This is a genomic window from Halorientalis pallida, from assembly GCF_049605515.1.
Taxonomy (GTDB): Archaea; Halobacteriota; Halobacteria; order Halobacteriales; family Haloarculaceae; genus Halorientalis; species Halorientalis pallida_A.
Genome location: NZ_CP187158.1, coordinates 962,421 through 986,682 on the forward strand (window position 1 = coordinate 962,421; position 24,262 = coordinate 986,682).

General features: G+C 68.3%; 27 protein-coding genes. 11 read left to right on the plus strand and 16 right to left on the minus strand.

The features are described 5' to 3' along the window. Positions 1 to 48 precede the first annotated feature (48 nt). The 6 genes from ACOZ4N_RS06585 to ACOZ4N_RS06610 are packed head-to-tail and all read left to right on the plus strand — an operon-like array spanning position 49 to position 5,668. On the plus strand, positions 49 to 669 hold the full coding sequence (locus ACOZ4N_RS06585) for a nitrous oxide reductase accessory protein NosL (RefSeq protein ID WP_424019134.1): 621 nt from the start codon (positions 49 to 51) through the stop codon (positions 667 to 669). Continuing rightward, positions 669 to 2,564 carry a NosD domain-containing protein gene (locus ACOZ4N_RS06590; RefSeq protein WP_424019135.1) on the plus strand — a complete coding sequence of 632 codons (1,896 nt, stop codon included), beginning with the start codon at positions 669 to 671 and terminating at the stop codon, positions 2,562 to 2,564. Before ACOZ4N_RS06585 ends, ACOZ4N_RS06590 begins: the two co-directional genes overlap by 1 nt. Continuing rightward, positions 2,561 to 3,412, plus strand: a complete 852-nt coding sequence (locus ACOZ4N_RS06595; RefSeq protein WP_424019136.1) for an ABC transporter ATP-binding protein — start codon at positions 2,561 to 2,563, stop codon at positions 3,410 to 3,412. The genes ACOZ4N_RS06590 and ACOZ4N_RS06595 overlap by 4 nt, the downstream gene beginning before the upstream one ends. Continuing rightward, a complete protein-coding gene (locus tag ACOZ4N_RS06600) occupies positions 3,409 to 4,218 on the plus strand; it encodes an ABC transporter permease (protein ID WP_424019137.1) in 810 nt (269 codons plus the stop codon). The genes ACOZ4N_RS06595 and ACOZ4N_RS06600 overlap by 4 nt, the downstream gene beginning before the upstream one ends. A gap of 60 nt (positions 4,219 to 4,278) precedes the next feature. Beyond that, complete coding sequence (locus ACOZ4N_RS06605; protein ID WP_424019138.1) at positions 4,279 to 5,268, plus strand: alpha/beta fold hydrolase; 990 nt, start codon at positions 4,279 to 4,281, stop codon at positions 5,266 to 5,268. 1 nt (position 5,269) lies between these two features. Continuing rightward, positions 5,270 to 5,668 (plus strand): hypothetical protein, encoded by a 399-nt coding sequence (locus tag ACOZ4N_RS06610; RefSeq protein WP_424019139.1) that lies wholly within the window; start codon positions 5,270 to 5,272, stop codon positions 5,666 to 5,668. Here the strand turns inward: ACOZ4N_RS06610 and ACOZ4N_RS06615 are convergent. From ACOZ4N_RS06615 to ACOZ4N_RS06625, 3 genes are all read right to left on the minus strand, one after another. Then, positions 5,665 to 6,051 (minus strand): Zn-ribbon domain-containing OB-fold protein, encoded by a 387-nt coding sequence (locus tag ACOZ4N_RS06615; protein ID WP_424019140.1) that lies wholly within the window; start codon positions 6,049 to 6,051, stop codon positions 5,665 to 5,667. The two genes, ACOZ4N_RS06610 and ACOZ4N_RS06615, sit on opposite strands and share 4 nt — an antisense overlap. Then, on the minus strand, positions 6,048 to 7,217 hold the full coding sequence (locus ACOZ4N_RS06620) for a thiolase C-terminal domain-containing protein (RefSeq protein WP_424019141.1): 1,170 nt from the start codon (positions 7,215 to 7,217) through the stop codon (positions 6,048 to 6,050). Before ACOZ4N_RS06620 ends, ACOZ4N_RS06615 begins: the two co-directional genes overlap by 4 nt. 123 nt (positions 7,218 to 7,340) lie before the next feature. After that, the gene (locus tag ACOZ4N_RS06625; protein ID WP_424019142.1) at positions 7,341 to 8,639 is read right to left on the minus strand and encodes a YncE family protein; all 1,299 of its coding nucleotides are present in this window, start codon (positions 8,637 to 8,639) and stop codon (positions 7,341 to 7,343) included. Between the two features lie 268 nt (positions 8,640 to 8,907). On the opposite strand from ACOZ4N_RS06625, the gene ACOZ4N_RS06630 reads away from it, so the two are divergent. Then, positions 8,908 to 9,564, plus strand: a complete 657-nt coding sequence (locus ACOZ4N_RS06630) for a helix-turn-helix domain-containing protein (RefSeq protein WP_424019143.1) — start codon at positions 8,908 to 8,910, stop codon at positions 9,562 to 9,564. Between the two features lies 1 nt (position 9,565). Here ACOZ4N_RS06630 and ACOZ4N_RS06635 read toward each other — a convergent pair whose 3' ends face one another. Both ACOZ4N_RS06635 and ACOZ4N_RS06640 read right to left on the minus strand, forming a co-directional pair. After that, positions 9,566 to 9,847 carry a DUF7111 family protein gene (locus tag ACOZ4N_RS06635; RefSeq protein ID WP_424019144.1) on the minus strand — a complete coding sequence of 94 codons (282 nt, stop codon included), beginning with the start codon at positions 9,845 to 9,847 and terminating at the stop codon, positions 9,566 to 9,568. 64 nt (positions 9,848 to 9,911) lie between these two features. Then, positions 9,912 to 11,027, minus strand: a complete 1,116-nt coding sequence (locus ACOZ4N_RS06640; RefSeq protein ID WP_424019145.1) for a hypothetical protein — start codon at positions 11,025 to 11,027, stop codon at positions 9,912 to 9,914. Positions 11,028 to 11,157: 130 nt separating this feature from the next. Here ACOZ4N_RS06640 and ACOZ4N_RS06645 point away from each other — a divergent pair, with 130 nt between their 5' ends. Together ACOZ4N_RS06645 and ACOZ4N_RS06650 are read left to right on the plus strand one after the other, a co-directional pair. Then, positions 11,158 to 11,919: a DICT sensory domain-containing protein gene (locus ACOZ4N_RS06645; protein ID WP_424019146.1), complete on the plus strand. Its 762-nt coding sequence runs from the start codon at positions 11,158 to 11,160 to the stop codon at positions 11,917 to 11,919. Between the two features lie 26 nt (positions 11,920 to 11,945). Then, positions 11,946 to 12,224, plus strand: a complete 279-nt coding sequence (locus tag ACOZ4N_RS06650) for a helix-turn-helix transcriptional regulator (protein ID WP_424019147.1) — start codon at positions 11,946 to 11,948, stop codon at positions 12,222 to 12,224. A 1-nt stretch (position 12,225) separates the two neighbouring features. Here the strand turns inward: ACOZ4N_RS06650 and ACOZ4N_RS06655 are convergent, their stop codons facing one another. The 10 genes from ACOZ4N_RS06655 to ACOZ4N_RS06700 form a co-directional block, all read right to left on the minus strand. After that, entirely contained in the window at positions 12,226 to 12,576 is a 351-nt protein-coding gene (locus ACOZ4N_RS06655) for a hypothetical protein (RefSeq protein WP_424019148.1), read from the minus strand. Positions 12,577 to 12,657: 81 nt separating this feature from the next. Then, positions 12,658 to 13,323: a helix-turn-helix domain-containing protein gene (locus ACOZ4N_RS06660; RefSeq protein WP_424019149.1), complete on the minus strand. Its 666-nt coding sequence runs from the start codon at positions 13,321 to 13,323 to the stop codon at positions 12,658 to 12,660. A 103-nt stretch (positions 13,324 to 13,426) separates the two neighbouring features. Continuing rightward, a complete protein-coding gene (locus tag ACOZ4N_RS06665) occupies positions 13,427 to 13,753 on the minus strand; it encodes a hypothetical protein (protein ID WP_424019150.1) in 327 nt (108 codons plus the stop codon). Between the two features lie 85 nt (positions 13,754 to 13,838). Continuing rightward, complete coding sequence (locus tag ACOZ4N_RS06670; protein WP_424019151.1) at positions 13,839 to 15,545, minus strand: GMC family oxidoreductase N-terminal domain-containing protein; 1,707 nt, start codon at positions 15,543 to 15,545, stop codon at positions 13,839 to 13,841. Next, a complete protein-coding gene (locus ACOZ4N_RS06675; protein ID WP_424019152.1) occupies positions 15,536 to 16,585 on the minus strand; it encodes a hypothetical protein in 1,050 nt (349 codons plus the stop codon). The genes ACOZ4N_RS06670 and ACOZ4N_RS06675 overlap by 10 nt, the downstream gene beginning before the upstream one ends. Before the next feature lie 212 nt (positions 16,586 to 16,797). Then, complete coding sequence (locus ACOZ4N_RS06680; protein WP_424019153.1) at positions 16,798 to 17,940, minus strand: acyl-CoA dehydrogenase; 1,143 nt, start codon at positions 17,938 to 17,940, stop codon at positions 16,798 to 16,800. 46 nt (positions 17,941 to 17,986) lie between these two features. Next, positions 17,987 to 18,892 carry an alpha/beta hydrolase gene (locus ACOZ4N_RS06685; RefSeq protein ID WP_424019154.1) on the minus strand — a complete coding sequence of 302 codons (906 nt, stop codon included), beginning with the start codon at positions 18,890 to 18,892 and terminating at the stop codon, positions 17,987 to 17,989. A 71-nt stretch (positions 18,893 to 18,963) separates the two neighbouring features. Then, the gene (locus tag ACOZ4N_RS06690) at positions 18,964 to 19,941 is read right to left on the minus strand and encodes an ABC transporter ATP-binding protein (protein WP_424019155.1); all 978 of its coding nucleotides are present in this window, start codon (positions 19,939 to 19,941) and stop codon (positions 18,964 to 18,966) included. After that, complete coding sequence (locus ACOZ4N_RS06695; protein WP_424019156.1) at positions 19,938 to 20,915, minus strand: ABC transporter permease; 978 nt, start codon at positions 20,913 to 20,915, stop codon at positions 19,938 to 19,940. The genes ACOZ4N_RS06690 and ACOZ4N_RS06695 overlap by 4 nt, the downstream gene beginning before the upstream one ends. A gap of 47 nt (positions 20,916 to 20,962) precedes the next feature. Further along, a complete protein-coding gene (locus ACOZ4N_RS06700; RefSeq protein ID WP_424019157.1) occupies positions 20,963 to 22,012 on the minus strand; it encodes an extracellular solute-binding protein in 1,050 nt (349 codons plus the stop codon). 67 nt (positions 22,013 to 22,079) lie between these two features. Here ACOZ4N_RS06700 and ACOZ4N_RS06705 point away from each other — a divergent pair, with 67 nt between their 5' ends. Together ACOZ4N_RS06705 and ACOZ4N_RS06710 are read left to right on the plus strand one after the other, a co-directional pair. Next, a complete protein-coding gene (locus tag ACOZ4N_RS06705) occupies positions 22,080 to 22,775 on the plus strand; it encodes a TOBE domain-containing protein (protein ID WP_424019158.1) in 696 nt (231 codons plus the stop codon). Between the two features lie 32 nt (positions 22,776 to 22,807). Then, entirely contained in the window at positions 22,808 to 23,290 is a 483-nt protein-coding gene (locus ACOZ4N_RS06710; RefSeq protein WP_424019159.1) for a hypothetical protein, read from the plus strand. Positions 23,291 to 23,305: 15 nt separating this feature from the next. On the opposite strand, the gene ACOZ4N_RS06715 is transcribed toward ACOZ4N_RS06710, so the two are convergent. Continuing rightward, positions 23,306 to 24,169, minus strand: coding sequence for a 3-hydroxyacyl-CoA dehydrogenase family protein (locus ACOZ4N_RS06715; RefSeq protein ID WP_424019160.1), 864 nt, complete (start codon positions 24,167 to 24,169; stop codon positions 23,306 to 23,308). Positions 24,170 to 24,262 lie beyond the last annotated feature (93 nt).

The window sequence follows — 24,262 nt, forward strand, 5'->3', positions numbered from 1 at the left end:
CGCCAGTCGCCGACGAAACGGCCTCTCGTCGGGAACGGGTGACAATACATGTGTGACAATCATGCACACTCGGCGGACGCGAACCGGCACGACCTGTACAACCGACGGGCGGTCCTCGGCGGCCTGGGATCGGTCGGAGTGGTGGCACTCGCGGGCTGTTCGGAGCAACAGGACTCGGGGAACGGGACGGCGGACGTACCTGCGGCGGTGACGCTGACGGAGGGCGACACCTGCGAGGTGTGTGGGATGAACATCGTGAACCACCCGGGGCCCTCGGCGGAGATCTTCTACCCGGATCACCAGCCGTCGGGCCACGAGAATCCGGCGCGGTTCGACAGCACCTGGGAGGCGTTCCAGTACGACTTCGAGCGCAGCGACCGCGGCTGGGAGCGGTCGGTGATGTACGTCACCGACTACTCGGCGGTGGAGTACGACCTGTTCGAGTTCAGGGACACCACGGGGATCTCGACACACCCGGAAGCGTCCGCGTTCGCGCCGGCCAGCGACGTGACCTTCGTCGCCAACTCCGAGGTCGTCGGGGCGATGGGCAGGGATCTGATCGGGTTCGGCGACGAGGGGGACGCCGCGTCGTTCCGCGACGAGTACGGGGGCGAACTCGTCACGGCCGACGAGGTGACGCCGCAACTCATCTCCCGGCTCGGCCGATAATGGACGTGAAGTACGTTCTCGCGGGAATCGGATTCGTCGTCCTCGTGACGGCGACGGGGTTCACGGTCGATCCCCACGGCGAGCGCGAGGTCGAGCCGGTGTCGTTCGACTCGACGCTCACCATGGGGATGACGGGCGTCGACGTCGAGGAGGCCCAGGAGCGAAACCTCTCGATTCCCCGGGCCGAGGTGTTCTTCTCCCAGTACGAGTACGTCGTCGGCTACTACGGCATCGAAGCCGTCGCGACCCACCTCCGGGGGCCGCGCACCACCGAACAGTTCGGCGAACCGGTCGGCGTCCTCGTGACCGACTACGCCGGCACCGATCCCTCACTGAACGAGAACGGCTTCCTGATCGAGCGCAACAGCCTCGGCGGCGGCTGGGTGTCGGCCCGCGAGGCGTCGTTCGTCGTCGACAGCCGCGCCAGGACGCCGGGGGGCCCCGCTATCGTCCCGTTCGGCGACCGGGGGGCCGCCCGGTCGTTCGCGGACCGCTACGGGGGGCAGGTCGTCGACTGGGCCGGCGTCCAGTCCCGGACTGCGGAACGAACACCGCCGGAGACGCAGATGGACCGGATCACGGCGAACCGAAGTCGGTGGGCCGACCGGCGGGTCGACACGACCGCCCGGCTCCGTGACCGGCCGGTGTCCGTCGTCGTGGGCGAGGACGCACCGACGCTGGCCGCGGCTGTCGACCAGGCCCCCGCGAACACGACTGTCCGGCTCCCACCGGGGACCTACGACGGGAACGTCACGGTCGACAAACCCCTGACGCTGGTCGGTGCGGGGCCGGAGACACACGTCCGAGGCGACCGCGAGGGGACAGTACTCTCGGTCACGGCCGAGCGGGTAGCCGTCACCGACCTGCGGATCAGCGGCGTCGGGTCGACCGGCGCGCGGTCGTTCGGCGATGCGTCGGGCGGCGAGTGGGACCAGTTCGTCCGGCTCGCGTACGGCCGCGGCGACTCGGCGATCCGGTTCGTCGACGGCACCGGCTCGCTCGTGGCGAACGTCCACATCGAGACGCGCGCCAACGGCGTCCTCGTCCGGGGCGGTCGGGGCCTCGTCGTCCGTGACTCCCGCGTCGAGGGGCCCCCGGAGTGGGAGGACGGCTTCATGGGCGTGCTGGCGATGTTCGATCCAGTCGTGGTGCAGAACGTCACCTTCGAGGGCGGCCGCGACGGCGTCTACACGCACCGTGCGAACGGCATCGTCGTCCGTGACTCCCGGATGACCGGGCTCCGGTTCGGGGTCCACGAGATGTACACCTCGGGGGCGCTGATCCGGAACAACACGGTCCGTCAGGCCTCCACCGGCGTGATCGTGATGACCCGGCCGCGGGGGAACGTCCTGCGAGGCAACGACGTGCGGGCGAGTGAGGCGGGGCTGATCGTCGCCGGGAGCGCCTCGTTCGTCGCCGAGAACGTCGTCGCGAACAACGAGGTCGGGCTGGGCATGGCCGCCGCGCGCTCCTACGTCGCCCACAACGTCGTCGTCGACAACGGAATCGGCATCAGAGCGGACCTCCTCCTGCCCTCGCTGACGGTCACCGGGAACGACGTGGTTGGCAACGACCAGCAGGCCGAGGCCGACATGGGGCCGGTCCGGATCTGGACGGCCGACGGCCGGGGGAACTACTGGGGACGACTCCCGGGCACCGACGCCGACGGCGACGGAACGCTGGACGAGTCTTACCGCCCAACCGGAGCCGTCGACGCCGCGCTCCTCACGGCCGAGGGCAGCCTCGCACTCAGGGAGTCACCAGCGGTGACGCTGTTGCGGTCCGTCCGGGACCGTCTGCCGGGCCTCCGGTCCAGCGGCGTCGTCGACACTGCACCGCTGACCGAACCGGCGCGACCGGACACGCTCGCGCGAGTGAACGGGAGCCGACCATGACCGACGAATCACCCGACACCACGACCGACGGCACAGTCGAGACGGCGACAGCCGACGCCGGGACGAACGACACCGAATCGCCGGAGACGGCCGACACAGCGGCGACGGGAGGGACGGACGCCGCCGATCCGGCGCTGGTCGTCGAGGACCTGACGGTGGCCTTCGGCGACCTGATCGCGGTCGACGACGTGTCGTTCGCCGTCGCACCGGACACCGTGACCTGCCTCGTCGGCCCGAACGGGTCCGGCAAGACGACACTGATCCGCGCCGTCGCGGACCTGGTGGGGACCGATCACGGCACCGTCGAGCGCCCCGAGAGTGCGACGCGGCCGGTCGGCTACCTGCCGCAGGCACCGGCGTTCCGGCCGCAGTTCACGGTCGCCGAGACTCTGCAGTTCTACGCCGACCTCACCGGCGAGGCGGTCGACGTGGACGCGACCGTCGACCGCGTGGGACTGGGCGGCGTCCCCGACCGGCGAGTCGACGCGCTCTCCGGTGGGATGACGCGATTGCTGGGCATCGCGCAGGCGACGGTCGGTGACCCGCCGCTGGTCCTGCTCGACGAACCGTCCAGCGGCCTCGACCCGATGATGACCCGCCACGTGTCCGACGTGATCACCGACCTCGCCGCCGATGCGGCGGTGCTGGTGACGAGCCACGACCTCACGGCCGTCGAGCGGATCGCGGATCAGGTCCTCGTACTGGATCGAGGGCGGATCGTCGCGGCCGACAGTCCGGCAGGGCTGAGAGAGTCGACGGGCACCGACGACCTGGAGTCGGCGATGAGCGAACTCGTCGCCAGCGAGTCGGGACAGGTCGCCACGCGCGGCACGGAGGTGGGCGAATGAGTCGCGCTCGGGGCGCGCTGGTCGTCGCCCAGCGGGAGTTCACCACGCTCCTCCGGACGCCGACGATCCTCGTCCTCGCACTCGGGTTCGTGGTCGTCGTCGCCGGGTTCGTCGTCGCTGCGGGGACCGGCGGCTACCTCCCGTTGATCCTCGATCTGGTCGGACCGATGGAGATTCTCGTGCCCCTGCTCGCGTTCGCCTTCGGCTATCGAGCGATCCAGTCGGACGCGGACCGGGGGGAACTGGAGACGATCCAGACCTACCCGGTGAGCCGCCTCTCGTTCGTCGGCGGCGTCTTCCTCGGCCGGCTGGCCGGACTCCTGCCCGTCGTGCTGGTCGCCCTGGGGCTGTCGGCCGGTGCGGTGGTGTTCGCGCCCGGGGACGCCGTGTCAGTCGTCGTGCGGCACGGCACCGTCGACGCGCCCGTGCTGTTCCTGCGGTTCGTGACGCTCACCGTCCTGTTCACGGCGGTGGCGCTGGCCGTGGCGGTGGCCGTCTCGGCGGCGGCACGGTCGGCCCGCGAGGCGCTGGCCGTCGCCGTCGTCCTCGTGATCGCGCTCGTGCTGGGGTTCGACGCCACCATCGTCGCGGCGCTGTCGGGCGGGCTGATCGGGCCCGACGCGCTCGGGACGCTGACGGCGCTCAGCCCGAACAGCGCTTACCGGGGACTCGTCTACACGCTCGCTGTCGGGGACGTGTACACCCGGAGCGCGCCGACGCCCTCGCTGGTCGCGGGCGTGGCCGGATTGACGCTCTGGTTCATCGGCGCGCTGGGCGTGGCCGTCGCCCGCGTCTGGCGCGGGTAACTCGGCGTGATCGCCACCTTCCCCATCACGTATAAACGCCTGTCGCCCCTTGATTCCCGTATGAAGCTCCGCAACGTCGCACTGGGGGCGCTTGGCACCGTCGGACTGACCGCGGCTGCCAACCGACTGCTCGGCCGGCGCGCGGACGGCCTCGACTCGCCGCTCGACGGCGAGACCGGGACGTATCGCTGGCGCGGGTTCGACGTGGCCTACGCCGAGGCCGGCGACCCCGGGGACCCCGATATCTGCCTGTTCCACGGGATCAACGCCTCCGGCTCCAGCCACGAGTTCCGCGGTATCTTCGACGCGCTCGCGGAAGATTACCACGTGATCGCACCCGATCTACCCGGTTTCGGGCGCTCGGACCGCCCGCCACTGCTGTACTCCGGATCGCTGTACACCACGTTCGTCGGGGATTTCCTCGACGACATGACCGAGGACGCGACCGTGATCGCCAGCTCGCTGGCCGGCGCGTACACCGCCGTCGCGGCCGGGGACGCCGACGTAGCGGAACTGATTCTGGTCTGTCCCGACGCGACCACCTTCGAGGGCCGGCGGCCGCTGGTCCGCTCGCTCGTCCGGACGCCACTGCTCGGGACCGCGCTCTACAACCTCGCGACCTGCAAGCCCGCGATCCGCTACTTCAACACGGATCACGGCTACTACGACGCGGCCAACGTCACCGACGAACTGGTCGACTACCAGTGGGCGACGGCCCACCAGCCCGGTGCGCGCTTCGCGCCCGCCTCCTTCTTCGGCGGCTTCCTCGACCTCGACGCCGATCTCGGCGAGACGCTGGCCGACCTCGACGCACCCGTGACCCTCGTCTGGGGCCGCCAGGCCACCGTCTCGCCGCTCGAAGACGGCGAGGCACTCGCCGAGCGCGCGAACGCCCGGCTCCTGGTGTTCGATCAGTCCGACGTGCAACCCCACGTCGAACACGCCGATCAGTTCGTCCGCCGGGTCGTCCACGGCGAGGAGCCCGGCGCGGCGACCAGCATCGAGATCGAAGTCCCCGGCGAGGGCGACCCCGCCGAGCGGGAGGAGTAGCATGCGGACTGGTCCCCGTGCCGTCCTCGCGGCGCTCGTCGGTGTCCTCGCTGGCGGTGGTAGCTACTGGCTCGCGGGCGACGCTCTCGTGGCCGTCCACGTGCTGGTCGTCTACGCGATCCTGACGTGGCTGTTCGTCGGGCACCGCACCGCGATCCCGAAAGGCGAGTCGTGGGCGACGAACCGCTGGAACGGGCTGTTCGTGGTGGTTCTCACGCTGGGGACGATGCCCTACATCAACAATCGACTCGGCGTGACGGTTCGAGAAGGCGCGGCCCTGGCGATTCTGGCGTACGGGATCGCCGCCGCCTCGTTCCTGGTCGGCGTCGTGATGGTCCGGTCCGCGGTCGCGGAGGGTGAGTCGGACCCCCAGTCCGCGGGTGCCGGGGAACCCAGTTAGCGCGGCTCGAAGACGATCAATCGCTCGTCACGCGTGACGGTCTCGCCGACGCCGATGCCGACGACCTGCCCGGTGTCCACGTCGTCGGGGTCGACGCCCCGGACCTGGCCGGTGATCGACACCGGACCGAAGTCGACGACGGCGGTGACGTAGGGCGCGTCGTCCTCGAACTGCGGCGTCGGGACGGTGACGACCGTGTAGGTGCTTATCTCGCCGGAGTCGGGGAGCGGTTCCTCCGAGAGGTCCTGTGACCCACACTGCGGACAGGCGAGTCGCGGCGGGAGCGAACCGTGCCCGTTCGCACACTCGACGTAGAAGCCCTCGCCGTCGGCGATGGCGTCGAGCAGGTCGTCGAAGCCCTCGTCGCGCGGTTCGTCGCTCATTGCTCTACCTCCTGGAGCACGTGGACGGTCGCACTCGCGACGGTCCCACCTGCGTTGTGGGCGAGGGCAGTCGTCGCACCCTCGACGTCCTCGGCGCGAGGGTGGCGCCCCTCCAGCAGTTTCGTGAGCGAGATCAGCTGTGCCACGCCGGTCGCGCCGACGGGGTGGCCCTTGGCCTTCAGCCCGCCCGAGAGATTGACCGGGAGGTCACCCTCGCGGGTGGTCTCGCCCCGGCCCGCGGCCCCGATGGCCTCGCCGGGTTCGTACAGGCCCAGTCCTTCCAGCGCGAGGACTTCGGCGATAGTGAAACAGTCGTGGACCTCCAGAAAGTCGACGGCGTCGGGACCGATGCCGGCGTCGTCGTAGGCCTCGTCGGCGGCGTCCTCGGTCGCCGGCGTGCGCGCGAAGTACTGGCGGTCGTGCAGGGCCATCTTGTCGCCGCCCTGCCCGGTGCCGGTGACCGCGACGCCGGCGTCCAGATCGTGGTCGGCGGCGTACTCCTCGCTGACAAGCACTGCGGCGGTCGCGCCGTCGGTGATCGGACAGGAGTCGTACAGCCCGAGCGGGTCGGCGATGGTCGGCGCGTCCAGCGCGTCCTCGGTCGTGATCGCCTGTTGCATCTGGGCGTACTCGTTGGGGAGCGCGTGTTCGTGGTTCTTGACGGCGATCTCGGCGAGGTCTTCTTTCGACCCGCCGTACTCCTCGAAGTACGCGCGTGCCATCAGCGCGTACGCGCCGGGGAAGGTCATGCCGGCGCGAACCTCGTAGAGGTCGTCGGCGGCGATAGAGAGCGCGTCGGTCGCGGCGGCCGTCCCGATGTTGGTCATTCGCTCGGAACCACCGACCAGCACCACGTCGGCCTCACCCGACCGGAGGCGGAACACGGCGTCCCGGACCGCCGCGCCGCTCGACGCGCAGGCGGATTCGTAGCGCGTCGCCGGTACGTCGAGCCCGACGGCTTCGGCCATCAGCGGTGCCTGGTGGCCCTGGTGTTCGGCCAGTTCGCCCATGAAGTTGCCGTAGAAAAGTGCCTCGACGTCGTCGGGATCGATCCCGGCGTCGTCGAGCGCGGCCAGCCCCGCCTCGGCGAACATCGCACGCCCGGTCCGCTCGGGGTGCTTGCCGAAGTGGGTGAGGCCGACGCCGGCTACGCGTGGGTCAGACATCACAACGGCTTACGAGTCGTTCAGCATTTAGGCTTGCCGGTGTGGCCAGTTTTCGCACACGACCGCCGACAGGAAGCCGCCGAAAGACGGGTATGAGACGGGATGGAAGTGGGTCGGAACCGATCAGTCGAACAGCCCCCCGAACAGGCCGTCGTCGGGATCGGTGACTTTCCTGCCGGTCCCGAGGGCGGCCTCGGGCACGTCGGCCACCTGCGTGACCATCGGGTAGTCGCCGGTCGGAATCGTCGCGACCTCCTCGGCGGTCTCGTACTCGATCACCGAGATCTTCGCCTCGTTTTTCACCGAGACGAAGGCGTGCTCGCCGTCGGGCGCGTTCGACACCCAGTAGGGATACTTCCCCACGTCGGTGATCCCGACTGTCTCGAAGCTCTCGCGGTCGACGACGGCGGCGTAGTTGCCAGTGGTACCCGCGGCACAGATGTACTGCCCGTCGGGCGAGACCTCGATCCCGTGGTGGGCCGACTGGAGCGGGTAGTCCTCCTTCGAGTCGGGGACGTTCTCGTTGATCGGAAGATCCTTCGTCCGTTCGATCTCGCCGGAGGACACGTCGACTTCGTGGAAGCCGTGCATGTAGGAGATCTGCACGTAGACCGTCTCGTCGTCGTCGGCGAAGGCGAACGGGCGGACCCCCTCCTCGAAGTCGATGGTCTTGGTGACCTCGAGGGTCTCGCGGTCGGCGAAGGTCAAACGGTGGTTCCCGTCGATCTCGTCGGGCAGGAGGATACTGCCCAGCGACCCGTTGATGATCCGATCCTCGTGGACGTGGGTCCCGTGTGGCCAGTCCTCCGCCTCGAAGTAGTCGACCTTCTCGCCCGTGTCCGTGTCGATCTTCCAGACCTTGTCGGCGAGGATGTCGGCCTGATAGAGGTAGTCCCCGTCGGGCGTGATCTTGGCGTGATCGGAGCGGAAGCCGAGCATCTCCGTTCGCCACTCGATCTCGCGTGTTCGCATGTCGATGGCGACGGTGTCGCCGAGGTTCGCGCGGGAGACGTACAGCGTCTCGCCGTCCGGACTCACGTTGACGTGTTCACAGACGTTCGGCCGGCCGGCGACGCTGTCGATGATCGGCTTGGCGATCTTCTTGATCGGGTCCGTCAGCGGTGGACTGTCCTCGCCGGGACTCGAATCGAAGTCCTCGATGTGTTCGTACGTGGTAGCGTCCGCCAGCGTGATCGTCCCCGTGCCCTGACAGCCGACGACCAGTACCGTTCTGGTGTCGCCCGACTGGGCGGCCGCCGACGGCACGCCGCCGAGTGCCGCCGTGGCCAGCGCCGCGCCGGAGCCCGCCACCACACGCCGGCGCGACGTGTGCCCTGCCGGTGACGCCTCGCTGTCGGTTCGGTCCCGGTCCACCCGGTTTGCTGTGCCCCCTCTGTCTGTCGTCTCGTCGGTCTCGTCCATAGTGTTCCCCCTCGCACCCACCGACCCCACGTCAGTGCGTGCGACGTGCTGGCGTCTCGCCAGCAGGTACCGTTTCTGGAAGCTACCGATTGATATTTTCCGCGGATATAGAGACGTATTTTTAACGAACTATGATCCGGAAGATACGACGGGAGGGCGAGCCCATCGATTTTTGTCGCTGGCCGGTAGAGGGTGGGACGATGACGCGAACCGACGTGCGAACGGGGGCACAGGAACCGTCGACTCGACGGGGGACGGGCAGCGAGGCATGAAGGTCACGGAGGTCACGCTCGACCCGCCCGGCGGTGCGTTCCCGGGCGTCGACAGTACGCTCGCGGAGACGGCAGGGGTCACCCGCGACGCGGTGTTGAACCTGGAGTGGATGGACGACGGGAGCCTGTCGGCGCTCTACCGCGTCGTGGCCGAGGATACCGACGCCGTCAGGACCGCGCTGGACGGCGACGGGACCGTCCAGAAGTACGAACTCATCGAGATGGACGGCGAGTGGCTCTACGTGTTCGTCCACGCGGACCGCAGCGATCTCATGGGAACCTTGCTCGACATCGCCGACGAGTACACGTTGCTCGTCGACGGTCCCTACCAGTGGACCGACGATGGCGTCACCATCACCATCGCGGGCCGAACCGAGGACATCCAGCAGGCCCACACCCGCATCAGCGACCAGTTCGACCTGACAATCGACTGGCTGGGCGACTACGAACCCGGCTACAGCGGACCGCTGGCACAGCTCACCGACCGCCAGCGGGAGGCCCTGGAGACCGCCTTCGAACTCGGCTTCTACCAGTCACCACGGGCGACCAGCTACGAGGAGATCGCGGCGGAACTGGACTGTGTGCCAAGCGCCGCCAACGACCTCCTGCGACGGGCCGAGGCGGCGCTGGTCGCCGCCGTCCTCGATTCCTGAGTCACATCCCCATGTCGGCCGCGGCATCGGGGACGGGCAGGGTCGAGGGCGAGACCCCGAGCAACTCCGCGGCGTGGTCCAGCGCCATGTCGAACCCGTAGTAGCGTTCCAGTTCGTCGCCGTCGGCCGTCGGCCGCACCTTCAGCATGGCGTACCCCTCCCGGTTTTGCGCGACGGCGGCGCTCGCACCGTCGCGCTCGAACGCGAGGACCCGCTCGGTGTCGGTCTCGTAGTAGCGCGCGGTGATTCCCTCGGCAGTCACCTCGCTCTCTGCGTCTGGCATGACCCCGACTTGGGCCGTGGGACAGTCGAACCTGTCGGTCCCGGCGAGTCCGTGCGGCCAGTCCTCAGGAGAAGGCACTCTCGGTCTCGAACTCGCTCAGCGCCGCCCAGGAGTACGACCCCTCGACGCGGACGGTCGACCCGTCCCGGACGTACGAACGGTTCGAGGCCGCCGCGCCGACGGTCGCGGTCAGCGCGTCCGCGTCGATAGCGTCCCGATCCGGGTAGAACAGCGTCCCGCGGGCGGGCTGGGGCGCGTCGCCGTTGTTCAGCCCCATCCGGAAGACCCCGGCAGTGGCGGCCTCGAACCCGTCGGTCACGAGATTCACGCGGGACTGAGACCCGTCGCTCGTGCGGTCGGCGATCAGCGTCGCGAGGTCGGCGTCGGGTGCGTAGGCACCGGCAACGCTGCCACCGTCCTCGGCGTGTCGGAGGAGGGTCGCGAATTCGGCGTCCGTCTCGTGTTTCGGTCGCTCGGCACCCGTCCGCGCGTCGACGACGGCCCGAATTCGCTCCACCGGATCGAACGATCCGGACCGTTGCTCGGCACCGGCGAACACGAGTGCGTCGGCAGTCAGCCCGAACACGTCGTCTTCGGGGCCGACGAAGACGGCGCGGTCGTCCGACTGGAAGCGCATCGACACGTCAGCGCCTTCGAGGTCCGCCATCGCCCCTTCGAAGTCGACCGGGAACACCTGCACGCCGACGCCGCCGACGCTCAGGACGCGTTTCGTCTCGTCGATTCCCAGTCGGTCGACGCGGAATCCGAAGTCCGTCGACAGGAGGAACGCGGCGAGGACCCGGCCGGTCACCGCGCCCGCCAGGCCGTCGAACCGGAGCGGGTCGCTCGGCTCGTCGGGCGTCGCAGCGATCTTGTGGCCGCTCTCGGTTTCGGTTCCGAAGACGGCGAACACGAGTGAGTCGTCGTCGAGTGCCGGGAGCAAGTCGGCGTACGGCGGGAGTTCGCCAGCCGATATCGTCCCGCTCTCGACCGCGACCGACTCGGCGGCCGAGGTCGCTGTCGCGTCCGTCTCGGTCGGCGAGGACTTGTCGCCTCGCGTGTCCGTAGCCGTGTCGGGACTCCCGTCCGGTGATCCGGAACAGCCAGCGAGCCCACCCGCGGCCGCGAGTCCGAGACATCGCACTACGCTGCGGCGGTCGAACTGTCGTCGTCCACCCATCGACGGTACCCATCGCCGGCGGGCCGAAAGACCTTCGGGTGGGATCGGGAACTGAGCGGCGACGTTCAGCACCGACTCGGCCGCCGAGTCGCCGACCGGATTTATGCGGTCCTGGACCGTATCGGTGGGCATGACCCTGCGGGAGATCATCGAGCGAGTCAACAGGTCCCAGGAGACGCTGACGCTGCTCAACCCGGACGTTCCACCGGCAGCGACCGGCCGGATTCGCGACTACCTCGATGCCCAGCACGTCCGGGTCAGAACGGACGAAACCGATTCGGGGACCCCGAAGAACGTCGCCATCCTCCACGACGACGGCGAGTTCCGTGCGGCCTCTGACCTCCGGGACCTGGCCGAACGGGCCGACGTGGAGAGCGCGATGGCTGCGGAGTTCGAGGACGTACCGACACCGGACGTTCTCACGGCTATCGACGACCGGACGTTCACGGAGTTCGGCAAGCGACGGATGATCGTCGCCTCCCGCGAGATCGAAAAGCTGGCGTACAACACGGGCGGGGGCAATCTCTACTCCGGCTTCCAGCGCCTCTCCCTGGTCAAGAGCCAACACCGGATCTACGAGAAACTCGGCGAGAGCGCCGTCGACGTACACGTCTTCGGCTATCCCGACTGGGACGTTCCGGAGAGTCTGGGGGTGGACGTGTACCCCACCGAAACCGAGGAGATCGGCCGGACCTGGTTCGTCGTCTTCGACGGCGGGGCCTCCGCGACACCGGAGGGAACCGGCGGAGCCGGTGCTGGCGGTGGGAACGACGACGCGAAGGGAGCCCTGCTCGCCGAAGAAGTGGGCGAGAACGTCTACAGTGGCTTCTGGACCTACCGGGCCAGTATCGTCGACGAGATCATCGCGCGACTACGCGAGATCAGTACCTAAAAACGGTCGCGGCTCGCCCTTCGAGTATGCGCTGGCTCCAGAGCGGTACCCGACGGGATCTCTGTGTCCTCCTCGGCGGGGCGGAGGACGGCGAGTTGCCCGCCCAGAAACTCAAAACGCGGCTCGAAGGCCACTACGACGACCGGATCGAGCCGCGGCAGTTCTACGGCTCGCTCGAAGACCTCGAACGGAAGGGGTTCGTCGAGTCCCGGACGGAGGGGTTGAGCGACGTGTACGCGCTGACCGACGCCGGCGAGAAACGGCTCCGGAACCACTACGAGTGGCTGTGCGACCAGCTCGAGTAGCTCACTGCTCGCGGGCCATCGCCGACGGGTCGCGGGGGAGTCGAGTTCGCTCCACGGTCCCGGCGGTCATCACCCAGCGGTAGACGTGCGTCTCGGAGTAGACGACGAGTTCCGTCCGGACCGGTGTGGTGTCGAAGGGCTCGTCGGGGAGTCGATCCATGGCGTCGAACCGCTCCCGGCTGACCGCCGGGTTCGACGGTGATCCCTCGGTCCGGCGGCGGAAGGCGGCGACGAACCGTTCGCCGGACAGCGCCGACGCCACTCGGTCACGGATCGTCGATCCCGAAGTGGTGTCGGGACGCACCGACTCCCCGGGCTCTCCTTCGGTCGTCGCGGTGGCTGGTTCCTGCATCGTTGCCAGGGGTTGGCACTGCACGGTCCCAAACTGTCGGCTTCGATATGCCACGTTTTAAGTTAGATATCCCCTCGACCCTCAGACCCGTCGTTCCGGCGGTTCGTCGACGGAGAGCGTCCCGTCGATCAACGCGGCGACGGCGCGGCGGACGCGCTGTGAAACCGCCGAGTCGGAGACGCCCAGTTCCGCGGCGAGTTCGGCCTGACTGATCGACCGCGGGACGTCGAAGTAGCCCTCCCGCGCGGCAGTCAACAGCGTCCGGCGCTGTTGCTCGGTCAGGCCGTGGTCGTCGCTCCGCGTGGGTTCGGTTCGGTAGAGGCGTTCGAGACGGTACTCGATACCGCTGTCGATGCAGAACTCGCGAAAGGCGGCCAGCGCGTCCCGGTCGGGGACCTGGAGTTTGACGAACCAGACGCCGCCGGTGCTGTGCATCTCCAGCACCATCCCGCCGAGTTCGGTGACCGTCGGCGTCACGGCGATCACGTCCTCGGTCAGCCCGAGCCGGTACATCCGCACGCCGTCCTGTTCGGCCAGGACGGTCGGCTCCGCGACGGTGTAGTCGTCGTCGAGCGCGTCGTCGAAGGCGTCGAAGTCCGGGCCCTCGACCAGGACGAAGAAGCGCCGCCGCTCGGGATCCATCGCTGGCTGGAACTGGATGCGAACCCGTGCCGACGGATTCGCCTCGATGGTCGGCGTCAGCACGAGGGTCGGTGAGGAGAGCGCGAGCTCGGCGATGACGAACACTACACGCTCTAGCAGGTTCGGACGTTTGACCGTTGCGGCTCCGGACCGACGGCTCACTCGGGTCGGCTGACTGCAGTCGGCCCCTCGAAGCCGAAACGCCCTGTTACTCCCCGTCCGGAAGCGACTCGGGGTCGCGGGGCATCCGTTCGGGCCCCTGGGCGAAGCCGCCCGCGACCCAGTGGTAGACGTGGGTCTCGGTGTAGACGTACAGTTCGTCCCAGCCGTCGAAGGCCCGGTCGGGCAGTTCGGCCACCGTCTCGTAGCGGTGCCACCGCTCCTCGGGCGCGTCGAGCGTGCCGACGTTCTCGCGGTAGGCGATCTGTTCCGGCGCTGTGTCCACTGCTTCCCCAACCACGTCGCGCACTGTCGGTTCACCGTCGGACGCTACTGGCTCCCGCCCGTCGGCGACGTTGTCAGCTGCTGCCGTCATGTGTACCCATCACAAGTGACTCGATAGCACAAAGCCTGTGCCTTCGATTATCCGCGATTGAAGTGGGGGTGCGTGTTATTCCGCCTCAGGCGGAGAAGTACCGGTCGTGAATCCGTTCGGCGGTCCGGATAGCCAGCGCCTGCCCCGTGTGCGTGGGGTTCTGGCCGCCCAGCGCGTTCGGGATGACGCTGTGGTCGCCGACGAACAGTCGATCCACGTCTTTGGCCTCACAGCCCGTGTCGACGACTTTGCCCATCGCCATGGTGCCGTGGATGTGGATGAGGTTCGGTTCGAGGTCGCTCCGGTGGATGCGCTCGGCACCGGCGGCCTCGAACATCTCGGCGGCCTTCCAGGCCAGCGTGTCGCGCTTGTAGGTGTCCGAGAGGCTCGGGTCCCAGGAGATTTTCGGGGACGCACCGTTGGCGTCCGACATGAGCGAGTCGAGTTCGACGCCGTTCTCCTTGCGGGGTTCGTCGTCGACGCTGATCAGCACCGAGAGCGTCCGGCGGTAGTCGCCCATGAACTCCTTGAGATCCGCGCCGGTGAGCCGGCCCACGGTGTCCCACGGACGGCCCCAGGTGCTGTTGTCGACGGCCAGTCCGGACCGACTGGACCCAGTCAGGACGCCGTGCAGGCCGGGCGTGTTCCCGACCAGCCCGATGATGCCCTCCTCGGCCTCGACCCGGCCAGCCCACGTCTGGCCGACGTGAGGACGGAGGTCCCGCTCGCCCACGATGTCTTCGAGCGTGTCGGGATCGAACACGCCGTGGACGGCGTCGAACCAGTGGTGAGTCAGTCCCTTGCCGACCCACTCGCGCTCGGGGAGCCCGGAGTTCTTCCAGAGCCGCGGCGTCTCGATGGCCCCGCCCGCGAGGACGACCACCTCGGCGTCGACACTGCCCGTCTCTCCGGACCAGGTGTTCCGGAAGTCGACACCCTGGGCCGCGCCGCCGCTGGTCCGGACGTTCGTCACGAACGTGTTGGGCTGGATCGTGACGTTCCCGGTCTCCAACGCCTCGGGAACCCAGCTGACGTTGGCGGATTTTCGCGCTCGCTCGCTGACCGGCGCACCGCGTGGCGCGTACCCGCCCTGGAAGTCGTCGTTGGCGAGGGTGTCGCCTTCGACATCGGGATACTCGAACGACCCGTCGTAGTCGCCGCGCAGTTTTTCATCGGGCGGGTCGATCAGGCTGGGCGTCGGCCGATAGCTCGGCAACTGATCGCTCGTGACGTTCAACTGGTCGTTGAGTTCGTACCCCGCCTGTTCGGCGGCGTGGTAGAACACCTCCTCCTTGGTCGTGTTCGCACCGGGGCCGAACGCGAACTTGTCCTCGATCAGCCGGTAGTACGGCACCAGGTCGCCGTAGTCGATTGGCCAGTGGTCCGAGTCGTTGACCGAGGGCACCGTCGCCCGCGGGTGATTGCCGTAGTAGTGCAGGGTCGAGCCGCCGACGCCGGCGACCTGCGTCACCAGCAACTCGCCCTCGCTCTGGCGACCCCACGCCCCCTGCGAGCGGTCGGCCGGGCCGAACCGCAGTTTCCCGGTCGCCGTGTTGTTCGCGTCGTTCTCCAGGCCCGGCAACTGCTCGTCCAGCAGGTCGCCGCTCAGGTCGTCGGGATCGGAGCTTCGCGTCCCACCGGGGGCCTCGTACGGGTCGGGCCAGTTCTCGTTGCCGTGCCACGGGCCGCCTTCCAGCACCAGCACCTCCAGCCCCAGCTGGCCGAGTCGCCAGGACAGAGCCGGCCCGTCGCCGCCAGCGCCGACGACGACCACGTCGGGGTTCAGAACCATCCGTCGTCACCCCCCGAGTCCCAGTCGTTGTCGCGGAACCCGTCGATGGGGAACCCGCGGAAGTCCGCGTACCCCTTCGCCGGCCCGGGATAGCCGACCTGTCTGTGGCCCTGGACCTCGCTCGACGGTTTCTGCAACTCCCGGTCGTTCGGTGCGTCGGTCTTCGTGTCGCCGTAGCCCGCCCACTCGTTGTAGTAGCCGAAGTACGTGAGGACGAAGCAGTTGACCGCGATCTTTTCCAGCAGGTCCGGAATCGGCAGAATCTCGTCTTCCAGCCCACCCAGCGGATCAGAGATGTCGATCACGTACTCCAGACACCGGGCGCGGTCGGTCTCCGAGAGGTAGGTGAAGAAGCCGCCGTTCTCGACGGCCGGACTCGTCGACGGCAGGTCCTCGTTTTTGCCCCGCCAGACGAAGACGACCGCGAACAGGTCGAGGATCATCGCGAAGATCGACGCGATGCTGATCGTCGCCTGCTCTTTGCGCGTCGTCTCGACGTTCCCGTCGCCGTTCGCGTCCGACTCGACCGTCAGAATCGACGTATCGTCGCCGATGGACAGCGATATTCCCTCCAGGGCACCGAAGACCTCGTCGCGGGTGATCCCCAGTGCGTCCGTGACCGAAAAGCCCAGTAGCGACTCCAGCCGCTCGATCAGCGACTCCAGCGCGTCGCTGGCCGACGGCAGATCGACCTCCAGTGAACTCGCGAGATCGCCGGTAATCTGGTCGATGGAGGGGAGATCGCTCCCGTAGTTGACGTTGTAGATCAGGAACTTCTCCAGTTCCACGTCGGCCGCGCCGGGCACCTGTTCGCCGCCCAGTTGCGGCGTCCGCGGGACGATTCCGTCGACCAGCGCCCGGTAGGTCGCCAGCGTGTGCCCGTCGGCGTTGACATCCGCGGCCGCGAACCCACTCGGAATCGAGAGGGTCGCCATCCCGGCCGCCCCCGCCATCACCGTCCGCCGCGAGAGTTCGAAGCGTTCGTTCGACTGTGCAACTCCGTCCGTCCGCTGTCGTGTGTCGTCTCGTTCGTCCGCCATCGTACCCCCGCACAGCAGCCCCCGCTGTGCAGCCTCCGTTCGATTCCCGCACTGTTCGCCCCCCGACGGTGCTCGACCTGCTCTCTGAAACCCCCTCCGCTGCGATTCGATTCTCGTCGACAGGTCCGATGGACTGACAAAAGGCGTTCTGGTGTGATTCTGAAGGGCTTTTTACGAACCCACGAGAGGGAAAAGAGTGGGAAGCCGGCGGTCTACTCCAGGATCTGCTGGCCGATGGTGTTCCGGAGGACTTCGCTGGTGCCCTCGTAGATCTCGTTGAGCTTGGCGTCGCGGTAGAACCGCTCCATCGGGAAGTCCTTGGTGTAGCCGTAGCCGCCGTGGATCTGGATGCCCTCGTTGGCGACCTCGCGGGAGACTTCCGAGGCGTAGAGCTTGGCCTGGGCGGCCTCCTTGATGAACTTCTCGCCGCGGATCTTCTTGTCGGCGGCGTCGTGCATCAGCAGGCGCGCCGCGCGGGTCTTGGTGTCCATGTCGGCGAGTTTGTGCTGGATGGCCTGGAAGTCGCCGATGGGCTGGCCGAACTGCTCGCGGTCGCCGGCGTACTCTGCGGCCTCGTCGAGGGCGGCCTGTGCGATCCCGACCGAGCGCGCGGCGATGGTGATTCGTCCGCCGTTGAGCGTCTTCAGGGCGTGGACGAAGCCCGCACCCTCCTCCTGCAGGAGGCGATCCTCGGGAATCCGCATGTCGTCGAAGCGCAGTTCGGCGGTGGGACAGCCCTTGTCGCCGAGTTTGTCCTCCGTCCCTTCGACGATGAACCCGTCGTCTTCCTCTGGCCGGACGATAAAGGAGGAGATGCCCTTGTTCCCGGCGTCGGGGTCGGTCTTGGCGAACAGCGTGACCGTGTCGGCGACCGACCCGTTGGAGATCCAGAGCTTGTTCCCGTTGACCACGTACTCGTCGCCGTCTTTCTCGGCGGTCGTCTCCATGGCCGGCACGTCCGAGCCAGCGCCGGGTTCAGAGAGGGCGAAGGCTCCGATGTCGCGGCCCTCTGCCAGCGGCGTCAGGTACTCCTCCTTCTGGGCCTCGTTCCCGAACTCGTAGATCATGTTGCCCGCCAGCGAGATGTGGGCGGCGACGATGGTGCCCAGGCCGCCCGAGCCCCGCGAGATCTCCTCCAGCGCCATGGGGTAGGCGTGGTAGTCGAGACCGGCACCGCCGTACTCCTCGGGGAAGGGCATGCCCATCAGCCCGAGTTCGGCGAGTTCGTCCACCAGATCCCAGGGGAACTCGTCTTCCTTGTCGATCTCGGCGGCTCGCGGCACGACTTCCTCGTCCACGAAGTCCGAGACCATCTCCTTGATCTGGCGCTGTTCCTGCGTGAGACTCAGATCCATACCGAAACCCTAGGCCAGTCAATCCTTTACTTTTCCCATCTCCCCTTCAGTTCCGAAGGGTTCGGTCGAAGAAGTCCCGCTGGCGCGCGACGACCCGCTCGAACGCCGGCGGTTTGTAGGGCCCGAAATGTCCGAGATCGTAGCGCACTCGCTCCACGTCGTCCAGTTCGTCGACCAGCGCGTCTACCGAGTCCGAGGGGATGATCGAGTCCTCGGTCGCCTCGGCGACGAACGCCGGACAGTCCACGTCACTCGCCGAAGTCACGGGCCGGTACAGGCCCACGGTGGCGAGAATCCGTGCGGCACACTCGTTGTCCCACTCCTCGACCCTGCCGCCGGGGATCAGGGACAGGTAGCCCTGTTTCGCGTCGGGCGTGTTGAGAACGCCGAACTCGTCGGGGTCGGCCGCGATGGGCACGTAGTGGGGGTCCCGGAACGTGACCATCCGGCCGAGGTCGCGGGCGATCGCCGTCGCGGCGCCCGTCACGTAGCTCAGCCCGCCTCGACGGACGAGATGGAGCGCGTTGCGGAGGCCGTCGGTAAACGGGACCTGCGAGACGATGGCGTCGACGTCGCCGTCCCTGGCCGCCGCTTCGATCACGTGACCGCCGGCGAACGAGGTGCCCCACAGGGCGACACGATCACCGTCGACCGCGGCGAGCGACCGGGCGTGGTCGATCGCCGCCAGATAGTCCGCGACGTGGCGCGGGCCGGAGACGATGTGGGGCGGGTCGCCGTCGCTGTCACCGAAGCCACGGTAGTCGAACAGCAAGACGGCGTAGCCAGCCTCGGCGAACGCTTCGGCGAACGCGGGCAGGCGTGCCTCGCGCTCCCCGCCGAATCCGTGCGCCATGACGATGACGGGCGGGTTCTCGACTGCTGGTTCGTAGAGCCACGCTGCACAGCGAGTCCCGTCGCTTTCGAAGTCGGCGTCTCGTCGCTCGAAATCCATACCTAATCGTTTCCGCGAAGGGGGCGTAGATTTTCGGCCGCGATTGGGAGGCCTATTATTACGGGCGCTCGTCAGTCCCGACAGGTCGCCACCCGCTCGCGGGGGAATCGGAGCGAGACGGAGGCCCCCGGGGCAGGCGGGTCCGCGCTGAAGACGGTGATCGGCTCCGGGACACCCCCGACCGCGACGGTCACGCGACTGGTGGCGTCCTCGCGAGTCACGCGCTCGACGGTCCCCGTGAGGTCGGGGTCGTGCGCTCCCAGTTCCACGTCTTCCGGTCTGACGGTGAGGTGGGTCGCGTCGCGGTCACCGTCCAGCAGTCGCTCCCCCCGGTCGCCCAGCGCCGAGCGCGGGACGACGTTGCTCCCCGTGAACCGCGCCACGAGGGGCGAGGCGGGTCGCTCGAACACGTCCTCGGGCGTGCCGGTCTGGACCACCTGCCCGTCGTTCATCACGACGATCCGGTCGGCCAGCGCCCGCGCCGTCGTCCGGTCGTGCGTGACGTAGATCGAGGTCACGTCGGCCAGCACGTCCTGCAGGTCGTCCCGGAGCGACTGGCGGGTCGGCACGTCCAGCGACGAAAGGGGTTCGTCCAGCAACAGGACGGAGGGATCGACCGCGAGCGCCCGGGCGAGCGCCACGCGCTGGGCCTCGCCGCCCGAGAGCGTCGGCGGATACCGTTCCGTGAGGTCGGCGACGCCCAGATCAGCGAGCAACGCCTCTGGGTCCGCATCGGCCGCGCGGTACCGCTGGCCGAACCCCACGTTCTCGCTGACGGTCATGTGTGGAAAGAGCGCGTAGTCCTGAAACACGAACGCGAAGTCCCGGCCCTCGGGCGGACGGTCCGAGAGGATGCGGTCGCCGTTCTCGACGGTGCCCTCGTGATCGTGAAAGCCCGCGACGGTCTCCAGCAGGAGCGTCTTCCCGCTCCCGCTCGGGCCGAGGATCACGACCGTCTCGCCCTCCCGGACCGCGAAGTCGGCGGCGACGTGGAAGGCGTCGGCCCCGTCGGCCGAGAACGTCGCCTCGACGTCGACTTCGAGGGTCATGCCACACCCTGTGTCGTCGTCGCGTCGGTCGTGAGCCAGCGCACCAGCAGGAAGATCGCGGCGGAGACCGCGAGCAACAGGGCCGCGACCGCGCCGCTCTCGTCGAGTCCGCCCTGCAGGTAGGTGTTGTAGACGAACACGGGCGCGTGCTGGGCGATCACCCGCTCGCCCGCCGGCGGGTAGAAGAACTCGACGCTGTAGGCGACGACGGCGACGGCCCCGAACTCCGACACCGCACGCGCCCACGCGAGGACGCCACCGGTGACCATTCCCCGCACCGCGAGCGGACCGGTCACCCGCCGGAACGCCTGCCACGGGCTCGCGCCGTGGACCCGGGCGGCGTACTCCAGCCGGTCGTCCACCGACTCGAAGGCCTCACGGGCCGCGTTGACCGCGTAGGGCGCGCTGACGAACGTCAGGGCCAGCACCATCCCGGGGAGCGTCCCCAGCACCGAGAGTCCCGGGAAGGCCCCGCCCTGCCCGAAGCCAAAGAGGATGATGATGCCCGCGACGCTGTGGGGCACGACGAGCGGGAGGTCCACCAGACTCTCGACCAGCGGCTGGCCCGCGAACCCCCGCGAGAGGTGGTAGGCCAGCGGGACGCCGAAGGCCAGACTCGCGACGGCGGCCAAGAGGGGCGCGTAGACGCCCAGGTACAGCACGCGGTGGACGCCCGGGTCCAGGGCTTTCTCGGCGATCAGCGAGGGGGACTGGCGGGCGGCAAAGAGCAAGAGCGGAAGCCCCAGTGCGACCAGCAGGACGCTCCCGAGGGTCGCCATCGCGACGCCGAACAGCCCGCGCCGTGACGCGAACCCGAGACCAGCGGCGCTCAGGACGACGAAAGCGGCGTAGAGGGTGGGCCGACCCAGCGAGTAGGCGGCGGCGAAGGCCACGAGCTGGACGGCGACGACCGCCAGGGCGACCGAGCCGCGGCCGAGGGCGTGCATCGGGAGCGGCGTCGTGCGTGTTGCCATCTGATTGTGGGTCCCGGTGGGAGCTTACTGAGCCTTCCGCTCGGTCGTCACGAGTCCAGCTGGAGCGGGCCGAGCGTCTCTTTGGCCTCTGCGTGTTGCATCACCCGGTCCGGCACGCTCCCCTCGCCGCTGGCGTTGACCGCGGGCGTCTCGACCGGCTGGAGGCCCTTGTCCCGCAGGACCTGCTTGCCGGGTTCGGTGATCATGTACTCCACCCAGCGGGCTCCGTTCTCGGGATTCCGGGCGACGCCGGGCACCGTCATCCCGTAGGCGATGGGTGCGCCGACGTAAGTCGTATCCTCGGTCTCGACCTCGGCTTTCGCGTAGTGTTCGGCGTACTTCGCGGTCGCCTTCGAGAGGTCGACCTGTGGCTGGAGGTCGACGTAGGGCAGGTCCGAGGACGTGCTGATCGACTGGTAGTAGAACACGTAGTCGAGTTCACCGCTCTCGAGCTGACCCTCCAGATTCGTCTCGGTCCCCGTCGGCACCGTGGAGTTGTCCCGCATCGCCTGGTAGGTCGACTCGTCGTAGAGTCGGCTCCCCTCGAACTCCTCTTTCCCGAGTTGCTGGGCCATCACCGCGCGATAGCCACCGGGGTCGACGGCGGGGTCGCTGTGGCCGATGGTCACGTCGTCACGGGAGAGGACTTCCCACCAGTTGTCCGTCCCGATCTCGTCGGCCCCGGGCGAGTCCTCCCGGTACTGGATCGACATGGCGTTGGTCGTGAACACGATGAGCCACTCGCCGTACTCCCCGAGCACCATGTCCCGGATGAGTCGGAAGTCCGAAACGCCGAGTACATCTGCTCGGCGACGCTGTTCGGTGATCTTCTTCGTCGAGGCGACCGACCCCTTCGCCTCCCGGGTCACGTCGATACCGGTCTCCGCCTCGAACTGTGGCTCGGCCGAACTGAACGGCGGTGCGAGGCTCCCGGCGTGGAACGCCAGCATCGACCCCGGCGAGTCGCCGCTCCCGTCACTGCCCCCGATACACCCGGACAGCGCGGCCGCGCCCGTCGCGCCCGCCGCCGCGAGGAATCCCCGTCGTGTCCGATCCGTCGCTCCCGTCTCACCCTGCGATCCGTTGCGTTGTGCCATAGTCGATACAACGCCGTTGTGCGGCCCCTGACATAACAGTTTTGTCAGTGCTTGGCAACCATCGGCTATGGACGTGTCCCCGGATTTCGACGTGCAACTCGGTCGCGACGGCGTGGCGCTGACGGTTCGGGACCGGGAGTTACTGGCGGCTATCGACGAGGCGGGCTCGCTGAACGCCGCGGCGGACTCGCTGGGCCGCTCGTACGCCCACGCACAGCGTCGCGTGGTCGAACTCGAAGACGCGTTCGGGTCACTGGTCGACCGGAGTCGCGGCGGCGGGGGCGGCGGTGGGAGCGAACTCACCGACCGCGCCCGGGAGTTGCTCGCGACGTTCGACCGCGTTCGCGCGGAGTTCGCGGGCGTCGCCGAGGCCGACGAGACCGTCGTCTCGGGCCGAGTGACCGAACGGGACGGTGAACTCGCCACCGTCGAGACCGCGGCCGGCCGAATCCGAGCCGTGACCCCGCCGGACTGTACCGAGGTCGTCGTCACGATCCGCGCCGACGCGGTGACGCTGAACCGACCGGCCGACGCCCCCGAACCCGGCGGGACGAGCGCGCGCAACCGGTTCGAGGGCGAGGTGGCCGGCGTCGAGCGTGGGGAGACGCTGGCCCGTGTGACGGTCGCGGTCGATCCGGACCTGGACCTGACCGCGCTGGTGACCGTCGAGAGCGTCGAACGGCTGGAGCTTGCCCCCGGGACCGGGGTCGTCGCGACGTTCAAGGCGACGGCGACGCGCGCCGTCGCGCGAGCGGAGTGTTAAGGCTTACACGGACGGCTTCCCTCGGCCTGGGTATGCCGACGATTTCTGAACTCTCGGACGTACTCGACTGGGAAGCGGTCACGGTGTTGCACGCCATCGACGAGCAGGAGGGGGCCGGTCTCGACACACTCGTCGAGGCGACCGGCCTCGACCGGTCGCAGGTCGAGACCCGCTGTCAGCAACTCTCGACGCTCGGTCTGACCACCGAGACCGACACCGACGACGGCGTGATCCACGAGTTGACCGGCTCCGGCCACGGCGCCGTTGGCTCGGGGCTCTACGACGAGTACGATATGCTCGGCGACGCCGACCTCGACGAACTCGCCGAGAAGGTCGCCGAGCTACTGGATCGGCGTGACGAACTGCAGGCACAGGTCCAGCAACTCGGCGACGACGCGACACAGCTCAAGACCCGCGCCGAGCGCCAGTTCGGCGACCGCGATGACGTGAGCGACGAGTTCGAGTCGCTGTTGGCGGACGTGGAAGCACTCGAAGAGTCGCTGAGTGAGGGGTAACGCGGCCGCCCGTCGTCACTCCCCGTACTCGTAGAACCCCGTTCCCGATTTCTTCCCGAGGTCGCCGGCCTCGACCTTCCGTTTCAGGAGGTACGGCGGCTGGTAGCGGTCGCCGAGTTCCTCGTGGAGCGTCTCCATCGCGTCGAGACAGATGTCGAGGCCGATGTGATCGGCCAGTTCCAGCGGCCCCATCGGGACGTTCGTGCCGAGTTTCATCCCGCGGTCCATGTCGGCCTTGGTGGCGACGCCCTCGTCGTAGGCCCGGATGCCCTCGGCGATCCAGGGCATCAGCACGCGGTTGGTGACGAAGCCGGGCTTGTCGTCGGACTCCCAGGTGGTCTTGCCCACGTCTTCTGCGAGGTCGTGGGCGAGCTGGGCGACCGCGTCGCTCGTGCGTTCCCCGACGACGACCTCGACGCCCTCCATCAGCGGGACGGGGTTCATGAAGTGCAGGCCGACCACCTGCTCGGCACGGTCGGTCGCGCTCGCGATGGAGGTGATCGAGAGCGTGCTGGTGTTCGTGGCGAGTACCACGTCCGCGTCGACCGTCTCGTCCAGGTCCGCGAACACGTCCCGTTTGACGTCCATGTTCTCGACGATGGCCTCGACGACGAAATCACAGTCCGCCAGGTCCCCGAGGTCGGTGGTGCCGGTGACTCGTTCGCGGGCTGCGGTGGCCTCCTCGCTGGTGAGTTCGTCCTTCTCCTCGAACCGGGAGAGGCTGGACTCGATGCCCTGGAGTCCCTCCGCGACCAGATCCCCCTCGACGTCCCGCATTACCACGTCGTAGCCGCTGGTCGCCGCGGCCTGTGCGATGCCGTGGCCCATCGTTCCCGCGCCGACGACGCCCCAGGTCTCGATCTCGTCGAATCCGCGCATACCGGGAGACTCCACCCGGACTCGCGTAAGTGTGTCGGCAGTTCCCGATCCGACAGAACTGTTCGCAAAGAGAAGGTTTACTCGCATCCGGAT